Here is a 14,538-nt window from a genome sequence, read left to right on the forward strand (position 1 = left end):
GGCGCAGCCGTCGTTCGACGCGGGCCGCGCCGACCCACGACAGCATCGTCCATCAGAATCCTCTAGTAGACCGACTTACTAGGATGTATTCTCCGACGCTATGAATACTCCCCAAACACGTGGTTCATCTGATGTTCGTCAAGGCATCCTCGACGTCGGCCAGCGCATCATGGCCGCCAAGGGGTATTCCGGCGTTGGCCTGAACGAAATTCTGGCCGCTGCGGGCGTGCCGAAAGGCTCCTTCTATCATTATTTCGGCTCCAAGGATGCCTTCGGGGAAGCGTTGCTTGAGCACTACTTCGACGACTACCTCGCTGACATTGATCGCATCCTCGGCGAGCCCGGCCTGCCCATGGGCGAGCGCTTGATGAACTACTGGCGCGTCTGGCAGGACACGCAGTCGTTTCAGGAATGCCAGGGCAAATGCCTCGCCGTGAAGCTCGGCGTTGAAGTGGCCGATCTGTCGGAAACCATGCGCGCCGTTCTCAAGCGAGGCACTGCCGGGATCACCGACCGGCTTGGCAGCGCGATCGAGGCTGGCGTTGCCGACGGCTCGCTGCCCGCCTGCGAGAATCCTTTCGCCGTTGCGCAAAGCCTGTATCAACTGTGGGTAGGGGCCAGCGTGATGGTCAAGATTGAAAGAAGCCTTGCCCCTTTTGAAACAGCCATGGCGACCACGCGTGTGATTCTGCGCCTGGCCTGATTGGCGCACGGCAACCGTGCGCCGCACCATCTGCAACCCCTCATCCCTGGTTCACGCCGCCATGACGCCTGCCGGCCTCGTGCGGCCCAGCCCATGCACCTCATTTGCGCGGACCTCTCCATCGCTCAATCAACGCGCAAATAATTTTTTGAATTAACTCTAGACGACTGGTCTACTCAGGGCTATGGTGTACCTACTTTAGCCCGTCACAAGGAATACACCCGATGAAAGTTCTCATGGTTCTGACTTCCCACGACACCCTTGGCAACACCGGCCGTCCTACCGGCTTCTGGCTGGAAGAGCTGGCCGCGCCCTACTACGCATTCAGCGACATCAACGCTGAAATCGTTCTGGCTTCGCCACAAGGTGGCCAACCTCCGCTGGACCCGAAGAGCAACGAGCCCGACTTCCAGACCGACCTGACCCGTCGTTTCGAAAAAGACGAAACCGCCAAAGCCCTGCTCGCCAACACCGTTCGCCTGGACAGCGTGTCCCAGGCAGATTTCGACGCTGTGTTCTACCCAGGCGGCCATGGCCCTCTGTGGGATCTGGCCGAAGACAAAAATTCCGTTCAGCTCATCGAGTCGTTCATCGCAGCCGGCAAGCCCGTCGCTGTCGTCTGTCACGCCCCTGGCGTGCTGCGCCACGTGAAGAGCGCCGACGGCACGCCACTGGTGAAAGGCAAGAAGGTCACCGGCTTTGCCAACAGCGAAGAAGAAGCGGTCGGCCTGACCAATGTGGTGCCTTTCCTGGTGGAAGACGAGCTGAAATCACTCGGCGGCGTCTACTCCAAAGGTCCGGACTGGGGCTCGTACGTCCTCACCGATGGTCTGTTGATCACCGGTCAGAACCCTGCTTCCTCCGGTCCTGCGGCAGACGTGCTGATCGAAGCACTGCAGAACAAATCGGCCTGATCACCGCCCAGCGCGAGGGGTGTTCGCACCCCTCCCCGCTTCTCACCTTCGCAACGAGATAACTGCCATGAACTGGTAATGAACGGATTCAACCCGACCCCAGGCCCGACTTTATGTCGGGCTTTGTCGTTTCTGGGCGAAGGCGAATAACCAAACAAACACGGCTTTAACGGGTCTACCACGGTAGTGGCGGGCATTGATGAACACCCATGGTGCCCATTGCAACTGGATCTGTCGTTTACGGCGATCGCAGTACCAACCCCTCTATCGCGAGAGAAAAAATGGCTCAGGGAACGAAAGCGGCATTGCAGAGTGAAGCGGTTGTCATGACTGCTCATGGCACCTATGACAGCTACGTGGGCACGGCGGATGACGACACCATCACGGGCACCACAAAGCGGGACTTCATCTCTGGCGGCGATGGCGACGACATCCTCATCGGTCAGGAAGGGGATCCCGACCCGTTCAGCAACGCGCAGGATCGCTACAACGGCGGCGCGGGCGTCGATACGATCACCAGCCACTCCGCTTATGTCTACGGGAACACGTTCGTCTACACCTCGGTGACGGACAGTTACTTCGACAAACAGGGCTCCCACTCGGACCTGATCAAAAACTTCCAATCCACTGACGTACTTGACCTGACAGCCCTCGGGCTGGAGCGCGTTGGTAATGGCCACAACGGCGATCTGGCAGTGACCTACAACGCCGACGAGGACATTACCTATGTTCGCTCTCTGGATAAAAACGCCCAAGGCCAGGCATTCGAAGTCAGACTTGAAGGCGATCACGCCGCTGAGCTTGGCACGCAAAATTTCGCCCTGCGCTACGACCTGACTGCAGAAAGCAATGGCCGCGAACATGGGCTAAGCAACAAGCAATACGTCATCACCGGGACCGATGGCGATGACATTCTGGTCGTTCCCCGCTCCGGCAACATCGTGACCGGTGGAGGCCGAGCGGACGAGATGTATGGCGGCGGCTCCCGTAACACGTTTGTCTTCGAGCATCTCACCGATAGCTTCGTGAACGACGGCACAGGCCAGTCCAGCGTTGATCTCATCCACAGCTTCAGCCTCGGTGACGGTGATCTGCTGGACGTTTCGGCACTGGGGTTCACCGGCCTTGGCAATGGCTACAACGGCACGCTCAATTACAGCTACGACAATGAAGCTGGTTACGCGATTGCCCAATCCTTCGAGGCCGATGAGGACGGCAACCGATTCGCCGTGCACCTGACGCAATACGACCGGGATCCGCTTACCGGCCTGCAGGACATGGATCGCTTCACCTTTGCCGGGGACAACGCAGCAGACCGCGCCAACCAGACGCTGACTGGCGATAACCACCGTGACACGTTCACCAATTCGACCGCGGGCGGCATCCTCGTCGGAGGCGGTGATGATGATCTGTTGGTGGGCAACACCGGGGTCGACACCTTCCGATATGTCGAGAAGAGCGACAGCTTCCGGGGCAATTCGGACTTCATCAAAAACTTCGACGCCACTCAGGACCGCATCGATGTTTCAGCGCTGGGTTACACAGGCCTTGGCGATGGCACCGATGGCACGCTCAAGGTGATCTATGACACGGCTCTGCACCGCACCTACCTCAAGGATTACGAAGCGGACGCTGACGGTAACCGATTCGAGATCAGTATCGACAAAAACGTCGCCAAGACTTTCACCGCCGATAACCTGATCGTGGCTGACGCGAGCGCTGCGCATATCGAGCTTGTGGGCCTGGCACCCGCTGACCTGCACCCGATCGGTTGAATCGAGAAGCGCCCTTCCAAATGGCAGGTACGAAAAAGCCGTCGCAGGTGCGACGGCTTTTTGCAGCATGGGCGGTGACACAGCTTCTCCCATGCGGGTACTGCTCACTGACTCTCAGTCAACGCTTTTGGCCCACACCGCCTGGGCGTTGGTGAACTCGCGCAACCCGAAGTGGGACAGCTCGCGACCGTAGCCACTCTTTTTGACGCCTCCCACCGGGATGCGCGCGTTAGTGGCCGGAAACCCATTGATGAACACGCCGCCGGTTTCCAGACGCCGGGCGATGCGTTGCGCGCGCGGAATGTCCTGGGTCCACAGGCTGCCGCCCAGTCCGTAGTCACTGGTGTTCGCCAGCAGGATAGCGTCTTCGGCGTTGGCGGCGATGGTGATCGCGGCCACCGGCCCGAAGGTTTCTTCATCAAATGCGGCCATGCCTGGCTTCACATCGGCCAGCACGGTAGGCGCGTAGAAGTTGCCGGGGCCGTCGATTTTCTTCCCGCCCAGCAGCAACGTCGCGCCGGCTGCAACAGTGCGTTGAACCTGACCATCCAGCTCATCGCGCAGATCAGCCCGAGCCATCGGGCCGACATTGATGGCGCTGTCCAACGGATCGCCCACTTTCAGTTGTTCGACCGCCGCAACGAATTGACGGGTGAATTGCTCGGCGATCGGCGCCTCGAGAATGAAGCGCTTGGCCGCGAGACAGACTTGGCCGGCGTTCTGGAAACGCGCTTCGACGGCGGCTTTCACCGCAAGGTCGATGTTCGCGTCGGCCAGCACAATAAAGGCGTCCGAACCGCCCAGCTCCAGCAGGCTCTTCTTGAGTGCCTTGCCTGCGGTGGCGGCGACGGCAGAACCTGCGCGCATGCTTCCCGTCAGCGTCACTGCAGCGATGCGCGGGTCTTCAATGGTGCGGGCCACGGTGTCGTTGTCGGCAATAAGGTTGGTGAACAGCCCTTTTGGAAAGCCCGCCGCCTCGTAGGCTTCTTGCAGCGCGTAAGCCGAGCCCATGACGTTCGGCGCGTGCTTGAGCATGAAGCCATTGCCCGACAACATGATCGGCCCGGAGGCACGAATCACCTGCCACAGCGGGAAATTCCAGGGCATCACCGCCAGCACGGTGCCGATCGGCAGGAAGGACACATGGACTTCATCGTCGCCGTCTACATTGACCGGCTCATCGGCAAGAATCGCCGGGCCGTTGTCGGCAATCCACTCGATCGTGGCCGCGCACTTCTCCACTTCACCACGGGCCGCCGCCAGGGTTTTGCCCATTTCAGCGGTGATCAGCGCAGCGAAGGGTTCCGACCGCTCACGGAGGATGGCTGCCAGACGACGGTAAGCCGACACTCGCTCAGCCATTGGAGTGGCGCGCCACAGACGAAACGCCGCAGCGTTCACGTCCAGCAACTGCTCGACTTCAGCCTGCGTCTGGAAGAGATAAGTGGCGATCAGCTCACCGGTGGCCGGGTTGCGTGATGTGGCGACGTTTGCGGTGGAGATCGGGCTCAGGTCAGACATCGTGATTACCTCGTTGGCGGTCGGTGCAGCACATGTGCGCTGCGATGACCGTCACTCTAGGCAAGCCCGAAATAGCCAGGAAGGCGTGTTGTTATCCTATGACCGTGAGTCATAGGCAGTGTGGCGGGGAATGTAGGTCACCAGCGACAGGTCCGGCCGCCCTTCTGGCGTCAATGCGACGTAGGTGAAATCGATATGGCCGCTGATGGGGTGCAGCAGGCGCTTGCGACCCTCTTCGAAGCCTTTGACCTCGGTGTCCTGCCACCACTCTTTGAACTCGGGGCTCACGGCCGAGAGTTCTTCGATCAGGCTATCAAACGGTGCCTTGTCCTGAGCCAACGCGCGCGATGCCCGAAACGCACTGATCATGCCCCGCGCCATTTGCTCCCAATCCAGGATGATGGTTCGGTACGGAATGTACAGAAACAGCAGACGCAGCGTGTTGCGCTCATGGGGTTGCAACGAACCGTAGTCGACGAACAGCTCGGCGATGGCGTCGTTCCACGCCAGGATGTCGAGTCGGGCGTTGCGCACATACGCCGGAATCGGGTTGATCGCGCGCACCAGCATTTCCAGCCCGGCCGTCACCCCGCCGCCGGTCGCAGCAACCGGCACTTCCAGCGCGGAAAGCGCGTACAGGTGCGCGGACTCCACACGGTCGAGCTTGAGGACTTTGGATATCCGTTCCAGCGCGTCCGGCGAGGGCTGAATGTCACGGCCCTGCTCAAGCCAGGTGTACCAACTGACGCTGACCCCGGCGAGCGCCGCCACTTCTTCGCGGCGCAATCCCGGCGTGCGCCGGGGCCCCTCCGGCAGACCGAAGTCCTTCGGATCAAGGCGCGCCCGCCGGCTGGACAGGAAATTGCCGAACTCGCGGCGCTGCTCTATCGACGGTCTTTTCGCCATAACTCACTCGTGATCCATGCTGTCGTTTATCGCCGACAATCAGGCATCGTGGGTCATGGTCTGGCGTGGGTCAAGCCGGTCAAGGTATCGGCGATGGCTTTAGTACGCCGCGCCGTGCCTTCGGTGGCCTGGTTCGAGTGTTCCAGGGAATCGAGCATTTCGCGCAACGCGCCGACGCCGGTGGACTGGTCCTCGATCTGCTGCGCCACCCGCTGAATCTCGCTGGAGAGCAGGTCGATGTCGACGCCAATCTCCGCTGCGTTTTTGCGGGTGATTTCCGCCAGCTTGCGCACTTCGTCGGCGACCACGGCGAAGCCTCGGCCCAGGTCCCCTGCCCGCGCGGCCTCGATCGCGGCGTTGAGCGCCAGCAGATTGGTCTGTCCGGCGATTTGCTGAATCACCTGCACGATGGACTGGATCCGCAGGCTCGATTCCGCAAGGGCTCGTGCGCCGACCACCGCTTCGTCCGCCTGGCTGACCAGCGCTACCACGGTATTACCGGCGTTTGTCGAGACAGTGTTCTGCTGGTCAATCGTTCCGGCCAGATCGTCCATGGACAGGTGCAGCTCGCCGGAATAGTGCTTGATTTGCGTGGACATCTCTTCCTGCTGCTGACCGGCCTGGGCAAGGACCCTACCCAGTGCGGCCAGGCCCTCGAACACGGGCAGCACTTTGGTATCCAGCCCGCGAGTGTCCAGCGCATTGTTGAAATCGTTGAGCTTGAACGCCTCGATCTGCTTCACGATGACGTGGTTCAAACCCACCATCTTTTTCAGCTGGCGGCGCAGGAAAAACGCCTTGAACTCTCCGTAGTGGGCGATGAAATTGTCCACGTACTCATCAGTGAATGACGCGCCTTTTGCCACCCGGAAGAAAAAGATCGCCGTGAGCGTCTGGTTCAGGTTCAGGCCGAGAATTTCGCCGAAGGTCGAGAACCCCACCACCGGCACGTCACCGAACAATCCGGTCATGCTGCCCAGGTCCTTGCCGTTGTTGGCCCGACGCAAGATGCAGTCGTTGAGGATCGCCGCCACGGGCTGCCCGCCCTTGCCGCGCAGGAATTGCTCGTAATCCACCTGGGTGGCTTCGCGCAACGGGGTGCGCTTGACCATCACCAGCTCCTCGCCGGGGGCCACGTCGCAGAACAGCTGAATGATTTGCTGTGCATGGTCGATGCGCGCGATCGATCGCACGAACAGTTCGCTGCCCACGCGAATGGCGAAGGAGTACTCCGCGAGGTTCTTTTCCAGGGCGTGAGCGTCGCAACTGAAGGCGTTACACAGGGCCTGGACCATGCTCATGATGTTGCCCTGGCTGTCGATCACCTGGTCGATGGTGCGGTCTTCGACCGACGCAGTCAGGACACTGAAGGTCAGCCCGGCGGGTTTGAAGTTCTGACTTTTGAACACGCCGAACCGTATGTCGGCAGCGGTCTTGATGAAGACAATCTGCGCATGATTCTGATAGCTGCGCTGGCCGTCGTGGATCAGCGTCTTCTTGAAATCCGACTTGCCACCAGCCGAACCGCCGACAAAAAGGCATGGGAAGCGACCGGACTCGTACAGCGCTTCCATGAAGAACGATTCGGACGCCGACAAGCCGTCGAACACCACATAGGCCAGGGTGTCGCGGTGGTCGATGGCCGTGCTGACCTGGGCACGCTTGATATTGTTGACCAGTTTTTCAATACGCTCACGCATTTCCATGCGCTTGCCGCCGCTGCGGATGTCTTCGCATTCCAGCGGCACCATCACCACTTCAGCGGAGGCAATCACGCTTTTTTCGAAAAGCTGCAAGACGATGCGGTCCCAGCGATCGCCCGTCGCACAATACAAACCGGTCGCACTGTTGCACAGCTCGCCGGAGGTGGTGCACAGGCTCAGCGCGCTGCCGGGAAAGCGCTGCTTGATACGCGCCGCGACCTGATCGATGTCCAGATGGGGAGAGACGAAACCCGTCACCAGAACGGGAACCGAACGCACGCCTGCCAAGGCACGATCCAGTTCACCAGCGGTGCAGTTAATGCTGATCGCTTCCTGACGGTTCGCGCGGGATCGGTTGAAGAGTTTGAGTGGGTTCATCGTCGGCTCACTAGAAGGGATCGCTGAGCGCATGACTGCATACGCGGCAGCTTTCCTCTGTATCGGCCGTGGAAAATCTGACTTGAAGGACAACCCGCGGGATTGGTCGGGGGGGGCGAACCTAAGCCCGCATGATTGCTTCAGTTTCAATCGCCGTCGGTGCGATGGATGCGAAAGCCGTGGCGCCCGCCGCGAAGGGGGCTTTAGCGTGAGCGCCGGGATTTCATAATCTCCGGCGTTCTGTCGACGCCCACCTGTGGCGGCGCGACCTCATTGCTTCGACGATCAAAACGACGTCCTGCCCGCCGCACTGATGCTGAGGCCTGCATCTGTCATGCGCAATCAAGGCGCGCTCATCCCATCGCTGAATCCTGGAGCCCCGTCGTCAGCGAAGGCCAAACCCCATCCGGATCAATTGCTCAACCAAATGTTCACGGCCATGGAGGTTGGAGGTGTCACGAAGTCGGTTGACGACTTGTTCAGACCAACCGTTTGCCCTCATCCCCTCGCGCTGGTAGAAAGCCCCCAACCGCTGATCATACGCGGCGACTGCGGCCGGCTCTGGCTCCGCCGCGTAGGTTTCGTGGTGAAGCACCGCGGCCTGTGGAAGCCTCGGTTTGACCTTCGCGGGCAGTTCGCTGGAGGGATAGCCGACGCAGAGGCCAAATACGGGGTAAACGTGTGGAGGCAGTTCTAGCTCCTTGGCGACCCCCTCGATGTCATTGCGAATGGCGCCGATGTAAACGCTGCCAAGCCCCAACGATTCGAGTGCCACAACGGCGTTTTGAGCCGCCAGCGAAGCATCTATCGTGCCCAGCAACAGGCTTTCGAGGTAGGGAAGCGCGTGCAGTTCGGCGTGCTGCTGCTCGGCTACACGGGAGACGCGAGAAAGGTCGGCAAGCCATACCAGAAACAGCGGCGCCTGTCGGATGTAAGCCTGGTTGCCGGCCAGCGCCGAGAGGCGCGCCTTGCGATCCGTGTCCCGCACCGCGACCACGCTCCAGACCTGCAGGTTTGAAGAGGTGGCTGCAGACTGCGCAGCAGCGACCAGTGTTTCCACCAGCCCATCCGGCAGAGGCTCGGTGCTGAAAGCGCGAACGCTGCGATGGTCGAGCAATTGATCGATGGTATCGTTCCAGGTGGTGAGCGCAGACGCATCGGGTTCGCCGTACCGCGCCGCCATTCTGGATTGGCTGGTTGTGGTCATAAATCTCTCCAAAAAAGTGATGCGAGGCTACCAAATCGATGCCACAGGCGCATGCCTTGGGTAGGCATTTTCATGCGACCGCCCTTCAAACTGAGCCATCCGAGGAAAGCCATTTGTCAGCAGAGCCTCTTACTGCGCGTGACACCTGTCAGGTCCTGCGTGACATTGCCCTCGGCATTCGGGTGATGCGTCGGGTGGACGGCAACGCTCAAGTCCAGACCGACAGCGGACTGATGACCGTCGATGCCGATGGCTGGCTGATCACGTTTTACAAAGAGCACAACGCCCTGGACCACTGCGACCGCTGCCTCAGCCCCGAAGGCCGGACTTATATGTTTGACGCCCGCCAGCGTTACGGCACTGATCCCCTTGAGCTGCTGAGCACGTGGGAACGCGGTCAGCTGGAAACGCTGCTCTCCCTCATCTAAGCGAACGCTCATACACCGCGCGTCAAAAGAAACGGGCTCGGCCCCATAGCGTGGGATGACGGAACCAAAGCGGATCAGTTGCCACTCAAGCGGTATAACGTCCGGAGCGATACGGGTGCGTCTTCTCAAGGCAGTGGCAGTGCGCAAGGCAAGGCGTGAGATGGGCTGGAAGGCTCTGACTTACTGACTCAACCCGACCACCTACCTTCAGACAGGCAAAAAAATCTGGAAAACCCGTTTTCATGGGCCTTCCAGATTTTCAAATGGTGAGTCGTGTGGGATTCGAACCTACGACCCATTGTTAGAGACAAGCGGGCGTAAGACTCGCTCCAAGCCCCCGTGACATAACGCGCTTAGCCCAAGGCATTCGGCAACGCAGCCCCTAATGAATCCCCATTAAATGCGACTGACCCGCTCCGCCTGGGCCGACGCTTTGTGACCCAGACGTATCAGTTCGTTGGAGAAACACAAACCAGCGATGATCAGGGCCGCTCCCAGATAAAGGCTTTCGCGCGGTACTTCATTGAGGGCGACAAATGCCAGCAGTGCCGCGAAGAGCGGTTCGGTCAGTTCAAGCGCTTGCACCTGGGATGGCTTGAGGTATTCGATCGCCTTGGTCGTGCAGAAAAAGCCAAGGATGGTCGGCAGCGCGGCCAGCGCCAGCAGTGCGGCAATCGCCATGGATGACAGCTCGCCTATCACGAAGCCATCGCCAGCGGCAGGCATCAGCAGGTACAGGCTGCCGAAGAAGAGCAGTTGACGAGTGAAATGCAAGCCACCTGAAACACCCATTTTTTTCATCACAACTGAAAACGCTCCGTAGCCACAGCCTGCGACGGAGGCCAGCGCTGCGCCTTCCAGAGTGAAACCCTGCTGCAAATCAGCGCCGAATATCACTGCAATCCCTGAGATGGCAAGTGCGGCACCCACGGTTGCGTTTGCAGTGATGGGATCCTTCAGGAACAGGCGCCCCAGAATGATCGACGAAATTGAGGCACTGGCCATGAGTACGACGACGACACCCGCGGCGGCGTAATGCCGGTAGGCGGAAGTCTCGAAATGGAACAGCACGAAAATACCAAGGAACGCGCAGATCGCCGCCTGGCTCCATTTGGCGGCTGAGGTCGGACGCTTGAGAAAAAGCAGCACGATCGAGAGCAGGATGCACCCCACTATCGTTTTGATGACGGCAACGCTGCTGGAAGTGAAGCCATTGCTCATGAGCAACTTGCTGAGCACCCCAATGGTTGCGTTCAGTGCGGCAGCGGAGAGCGCGAAAATAACGCCTTTGCTGAAATTAGATTGCATTGATGTCGTTCCCTGTACTGGTTTGTCGTCCGAGGAGATGTTGGCCCGTATTGACGGGGCGAAATTCGAGGATGTGAAGATGCTGCCAAAGCCCGCCGTTTAAGCAGGCTGAGGGGGCAACTACGATTCTTGCGCACACTTGGATCCAACAATCATTACTGATGTCGCCATGAGAGCGCAACCGCGAAGGCGTGCCGAATTCTCACTGGGTCGATCGTTGGAGCAAGGCAGGAAGGGATCGTAGGTGGGGTCAGGTAGACAATGCGCGGCCGACGGCCCGTGGTGAAGTCTGCGCGTGACTACACCTCAGGCTTGATGGCTCCGATGGGATACCGCACGTCTGCGACTTCCAGCGAGACCAGCTGAGCTATCCGGATGTCGCTGGAAGGGGTGACCCACAAAAGCATCACATCGCGCTTCGGTAGACGGCCAGTCAGATGCGGCGCGCATCAGGTGATTGGATGCACAGGGCGAAAGGAGGTGGACAACTTCAACAAGCTGCAGTCGCCTGGCACACAGCGAAACTGAGGGAATAGTCGTGCCCAGTTCCCAGTTGCATCGCCTCAGTTCGCAGCTTTACTCACGCCCTACTGCTTTTCAGACAGGCAAAAAAAAATCTGGAAATCCGCATTTTCATGGGCCTTCCAGATTTTCGAAATGGTGGGTCGTGTGGGATTCGAACCTACGACCAATTGGTTAAAAGCCAACTGCTCTACCAACTGAGCTAACGACCCGCTTCGTTGTGGCGCGTATATTACTGATATTTCACAGTAATTCAACACCCAAGCGAAAATAATTTAAAAATAACGCGTCGGGTCCGTCACACCCGCCGCCGCGAAGCCCTCAGCGCGCAAGCGGCAGCTGTCGCATTTTCCGCACGCACGCCCCTGCTCGTCGGCTTGATAGCAGGAAACCGTCAACCCGTAATCCACACCCAAACGCGTACCGGTTTTGACGATATCGGCCTTGCTCAGCATCTGCAGCGGCGCCTGTATCCTGAATCCCTGCCCTTCAACGCCAGCCTTGGTGGCGAGATTGGCCATGCGCTCGAACGACTCGACAAACTCCGGACGGCAATCCGGGTAGCCGGAGTAATCCACGGCGTTGACCCCGATGAAGATATCCCGTGCGCCGAGCACTTCGGCCCAGCCCAACGCGAGAGAGAGGAAAACGGTATTGCGCGCCGGCACGTATGTCACCGGTATGCCTTCGCCCGGCGTCTCCGGCACCGCGATGCTGCTGTCAGTCAGCGCAGACCCGCCGATGCCGTTGAGGTTAAGGCCGATGACCTTGTGCTCAACGACGCCCATATCCGCCGCTACCCGCTCCGCCGCCTGCAACTCGGCGCGATGCCGCTGGCCGTAGTCGAAGCTCATGGTGTAGCAGCTAAAACCATCGGCCTTGGCCATTGCCACCACGGTGGCCGAATCCAGGCCGCCGGACAGCAGGATTACCGCTCTTTTCTCAGTCATCGATTGCTCACTCATTCAGCGCCCCGGCTCGTCGTTCCAGAGGATTTTATGCAACTGCAATTGCAGACGCACCGGGAGGTTGTCGGCAACGATCCAGTCGGCCAGGTCTCTGACGTTCAAATCGCGGTGCACAGGGGAAAAAAGCACTTCGCCGGCGCGACGGTCCAGACCGTACTGAATGATCTTGGAGACGGCCCAGTCGTAATCTTCCCGCGAACAAATCACGAATTTGATCTGGTCGTTGGGCGTGAGCAGGTCAATATTTTCGTATCGGTTGCGTGCCACTTCTTTTGAACCTGGGGTCTTCAAGTCGACGACGCGGCTCACGCGGGGATCGACTTTCGAAATGTCCAGCGCGCCACTGGTTTCCAGAGAAACCTCGTAGCCCGCGTCACACAGCCGCTGAAGCAAAGGAATAGCGTTCGGCTGAGCAAGGGGCTCGCCGCCTGTGACGCAGACGTAGCGCGGGCGATAGCTGGCAACCTGCTCCATCAGTGAATCGAGGGTCTGGATGGTTCCGCCGGTGAAGGCGTATTCGCTATCGCAATAACCGCAACGCAATGGGCAGCCGGTGAGTCGCACGAAAACGGTAGGCAAGCCTGCCGTGCGCGTTTCACCCTGCAGAGAGTAGAAAACTTCGGTGATGCGTAATGTGTCTTGCATAGGGGCCACGGGCGTAACGGCTAAACAGGCCATCCGCCTCCGTCAGGCACTTCTGTACACCCTGCGCACGCAGAATCCACAGAAGCGTAATCAATACCGGAATTTCGGGGGCGGAATTCTAACGAAGAAAGCCGCGCAATGCGCGGCTTTCTTGAATCAGCGGTCAGATTGAGTAGCAATCAGAGACGCTGCAGGTCTCGCTGAGCCAGCTGAGCGGCTGAGGTGCCCGGATATTGAGCAACCACTTGCTGAAGGATACCCTTCACTTTGTCAGTGTGACCCAGTCGACGTTCAACGTCCGCCAGCTTGTACAGGGAATCAGGCACTTTGGCGTGCTTTGGGTAAAGCTGACTGACCTTTGCGAAGGCCTGACCGGCACCTTGAAGGTCACCCTTGGCCAGATTGACTTCGCCCAACCAGTATTGAGCATTGCCCGCGTACTGGCTGTTCGGGTATTTGCGCAGGAACGCCGCAAAAGCCTGACTGGCCTTGTCGAAGTCTTTCGCCTTGATCAGGTCGAAAGCAGCGTCGTAATAAAGCTTTTCTTTCGCTGGGTCACCGGGCTCGCTGCTCGCCTGAGGCGCTTGAGCGGCTGATGACGCGGGTGCTCCGCCGGCATTGCTGCCACCGTCGGATGCGGAATTGTTGGTAGCTGATGGGGCAGATGCGCCTCCAGCTCCGATACGGGAATCGAGATCTTTGTAACGATCCAGCGCTTCTTGCTTCATCTGCTGGATATCGTTCTGCTGAACTTCCACTATTCCGCGCAAGCGCGAAATTTCGTCCTGCATTTGCTGCAATTGCATGAACAGCTGACCTTGCGCCGAAGGCGCGGCCGTAGCCGCACCCCCGGCGTAGGCGCCAGACGTGCCATAACCCGATGGCGGATAACTGCTACCAGCAGAGCCAGAGTTGTCATCGACCACAGGAACCGCACCCATCGCTGCAAGAGGAAGGGTGAGAGCCAAAACGGTTAAAGCACGTCGGCACGTTCGCATGTCAAATTACTTACGCAGTTCGACGCGACGGTTTTGAGCCCACGATTGCTCGTCGTTACCGGTAGCAACTGGACGCTCTTCACCGTAGGAAACGAGTTCCAGCTGAGCTGGCGAAACGCCTTGCAGAACCAGGTAGCGTTGAACGGCTTTCGCACGACGCTCGCCCAGGGCCAAGTTGTATTCGCGAGTACCGCGTTCGTCGGTGTTGCCTTCCAGAACTACGCGAGCGCCGTTGGCTTTCAGGTCTTTGGCGTGAACGTCCAGAGCGCGCATGGCTTCTGGCTTCAGGTCGGAACTGTCGTATTCGAAGTAGAAAGTGGTGATAGCGCGCAGAGCAGCTTCTTCGCTCAGGCTGCCATCAACAGCGCCAGAGTTAGCGCCGTAACCAGCGTTAGGATCAACAGCAGCGCCGCCAGCACCGGCATTGTCGCCGCCTTTGGACGAGCAACCTACAGCTACAGCCATGGCCAGAGCCAGCGCAGCAAATTTACCAAACTTCAGCATTTCCATCGTAAAACTCCTAATGAACCCCAAGTGTGTTAAGTACAACGTAAAGCGCCGC

At 59.2% G+C, this 14,538-nt stretch carries 13 protein-coding genes and 1 tRNA gene; 4 read left to right on the plus strand and 10 right to left on the minus strand.

The window, feature by feature from the left end; translation table 11 throughout:
* The first annotated feature begins 100 nt into the window (after positions 1-100).
* From IFT99_RS10290 to IFT99_RS10300, 3 genes are all read left to right on the plus strand, one after another.
* Positions 101-703: a TetR/AcrR family transcriptional regulator gene (locus tag IFT99_RS10290; protein ID WP_065986744.1), complete on the plus strand. Its 603-nt coding sequence runs from the start codon at positions 101-103 to the stop codon at positions 701-703.
* A 224-nt stretch (positions 704-927) separates the two neighbouring features.
* Positions 928-1,617, plus strand: a complete 690-nt coding sequence (locus IFT99_RS10295; protein WP_065986742.1) for a type 1 glutamine amidotransferase domain-containing protein — start codon at positions 928-930, stop codon at positions 1,615-1,617.
* Positions 1,618-1,898: 281 nt separating this feature from the next.
* Positions 1,899-3,392, plus strand: coding sequence for a M10 family metallopeptidase C-terminal domain-containing protein (locus IFT99_RS10300; RefSeq protein WP_192132104.1), 1,494 nt, complete (start codon positions 1,899-1,901; stop codon positions 3,390-3,392).
* Positions 3,393-3,506: 114 nt separating this feature from the next.
* Here IFT99_RS10300 and IFT99_RS10305 read toward each other — a convergent pair whose 3' ends face one another.
* The 4 genes from IFT99_RS10305 to IFT99_RS10320 form a co-directional block, all read right to left on the minus strand.
* Complete coding sequence (locus tag IFT99_RS10305) at positions 3,507-4,904, minus strand: NAD-dependent succinate-semialdehyde dehydrogenase (RefSeq protein WP_197985948.1); 1,398 nt, start codon at positions 4,902-4,904, stop codon at positions 3,507-3,509.
* A 105-nt stretch (positions 4,905-5,009) separates the two neighbouring features.
* Positions 5,010-5,819, minus strand: coding sequence for a helix-turn-helix transcriptional regulator (locus IFT99_RS10310; protein WP_192132108.1), 810 nt, complete (start codon positions 5,817-5,819; stop codon positions 5,010-5,012).
* A 53-nt stretch (positions 5,820-5,872) separates the two neighbouring features.
* Positions 5,873-7,900, minus strand: a complete 2,028-nt coding sequence (locus IFT99_RS10315; protein WP_065986019.1) for an FIST N-terminal domain-containing protein — start codon at positions 7,898-7,900, stop codon at positions 5,873-5,875.
* Positions 7,901-8,285: 385 nt separating this feature from the next.
* A complete protein-coding gene (locus tag IFT99_RS10320) occupies positions 8,286-9,107 on the minus strand; it encodes an NADPH-dependent oxidoreductase (protein ID WP_192132110.1) in 822 nt (273 codons plus the stop codon).
* A 113-nt stretch (positions 9,108-9,220) separates the two neighbouring features.
* Here IFT99_RS10320 and IFT99_RS10325 point away from each other — a divergent pair, with 113 nt between their 5' ends.
* A complete protein-coding gene (locus tag IFT99_RS10325; protein WP_192132112.1) occupies positions 9,221-9,535 on the plus strand; it encodes a DUF7693 family protein in 315 nt (104 codons plus the stop codon).
* A gap of 396 nt (positions 9,536-9,931) precedes the next feature.
* On the opposite strand, the gene IFT99_RS10330 is transcribed toward IFT99_RS10325, so the two are convergent.
* From IFT99_RS10330 to pal, 6 genes are all read right to left on the minus strand, one after another.
* On the minus strand, positions 9,932-10,843 hold the full coding sequence (locus IFT99_RS10330; protein ID WP_192132114.1) for a DMT family transporter: 912 nt from the start codon (positions 10,841-10,843) through the stop codon (positions 9,932-9,934).
* A 658-nt stretch (positions 10,844-11,501) separates the two neighbouring features.
* Positions 11,502-11,577, minus strand: a tRNA-Lys gene (locus tag IFT99_RS10335).
* 63 nt (positions 11,578-11,640) lie between these two features.
* Positions 11,641-12,315 (minus strand): 7-cyano-7-deazaguanine synthase QueC, encoded by a 675-nt coding sequence (gene queC / locus IFT99_RS10340; RefSeq protein WP_167355802.1) that lies wholly within the window; start codon positions 12,313-12,315, stop codon positions 11,641-11,643.
* A gap of 15 nt (positions 12,316-12,330) precedes the next feature.
* Positions 12,331-12,978: a 7-carboxy-7-deazaguanine synthase QueE gene (gene queE / locus IFT99_RS10345; protein WP_065989715.1), complete on the minus strand. Its 648-nt coding sequence runs from the start codon at positions 12,976-12,978 to the stop codon at positions 12,331-12,333.
* 179 nt (positions 12,979-13,157) lie between these two features.
* Positions 13,158-13,976 (minus strand): tol-pal system protein YbgF, encoded by an 819-nt coding sequence (ybgF, locus tag IFT99_RS10350; protein WP_065989717.1) that lies wholly within the window; start codon positions 13,974-13,976, stop codon positions 13,158-13,160.
* 6 nt (positions 13,977-13,982) lie between these two features.
* A complete protein-coding gene (pal, locus tag IFT99_RS10355) occupies positions 13,983-14,486 on the minus strand; it encodes a peptidoglycan-associated lipoprotein Pal (RefSeq protein ID WP_065989719.1) in 504 nt (167 codons plus the stop codon).
* Positions 14,487-14,538: the final 52 nt, after the last annotated feature.

It is taken from the genome of Pseudomonas sp. CFBP 8772, assembly GCF_014841665.1.
GTDB lineage: Bacteria > Pseudomonadota > Gammaproteobacteria > Pseudomonadales > Pseudomonadaceae > Aquipseudomonas > Aquipseudomonas graminis_B.